The sequence below is a fragment of the Gracilibacillus xinjiangensis genome, from assembly GCF_042651765.1.
In the GTDB taxonomy this organism is placed as follows: Bacteria; Bacillota; Bacilli; order Bacillales; family Amphibacillaceae; genus Gracilibacillus; species Gracilibacillus xinjiangensis.
In genome coordinates this window covers 1-725 of the sequence record NZ_JBHSDT010000010.1, presented here as the reverse complement: position 1 = coordinate 725, position 725 = coordinate 1, and the positions used below count along the sequence as shown (strand labels likewise).

Sequence of the window (725 nt, the reverse complement as noted above, 5' to 3'; positions counted from 1 at the left end):
GTCGTAACAAGGTAGCCGTATCGGAAGGTGCGGCTGGATCACCTCCTTTCTAAGGATATATAACGGAACTATAGGAAATGGATCGCCGATTAAGTTCGTCACGTCCTGTGACAACACCGGCATGACCTACATCCTGTAGCCCTTCATACTTGGTTGTTTGGTTCAGTTTTGAATGATCAATAATAAACGAATATCATTCCATAGAATGGGCCTGTAGCTCAGCTGGTTAGAGCGCACGCCTGATAAGCGTGAGGTCGGTGGTTCGAGTCCACTCAGGCCCACCATTCTAACTTTTAACGGGGCCTTAGCTCAGCTGGGAGAGCGCCTGCTTTGCACGCAGGAGGTCAGCGGTTCGATCCCGCTAGGCTCCACCATTAAATAAAAAATGTACCTTGAAAACTAGATAAGAATCTTAGGAAGTGAAGACGACTGTTGAAGGAGTCTGAACTGAACTGAGAAATGACAAGACATCAAACAATAACCAACGACTTTTTCATTAGAAAATTGCGAGTAAAGATAGTTAAGTGAAGAAGGGCGCACGGTGGATGCCTTGGCACTAGGAGCCGATGAAGGACGGGACAAACACCGATATGTCTCGGGGAGCTGTACGTAAGCTTTGATCCGAGAATTTCCGAATGGGGGAACCCTCTACTCGTCATGGAGTAGAACATACATCTGAATACATAGGATGTATGAGGCAGACCCGGGGAACTGAAACATCTCAG

The 725-nt window shown here is 47.0% G+C and carries 2 tRNA genes and 1 rRNA gene; all 3 read left to right on the top strand.

Annotation, left to right across the window (positions count from 1 at the left end):
• Nucleotides 1-207: 207 nt before the first annotated feature.
• Nucleotides 208-284: transfer RNA gene (locus tag ACFOY7_RS18405), tRNA-Ile, on the top strand.
• A gap of 14 nt (nt 285-298) precedes the next feature.
• Nucleotides 299-374 (top strand) — tRNA-Ala (locus tag ACFOY7_RS18400).
• 144 nt (nt 375-518) lie between these two features.
• Nucleotides 519-725: ribosomal RNA gene (locus tag ACFOY7_RS18395) — 23S ribosomal RNA — on the top strand; the annotation flags it as partial.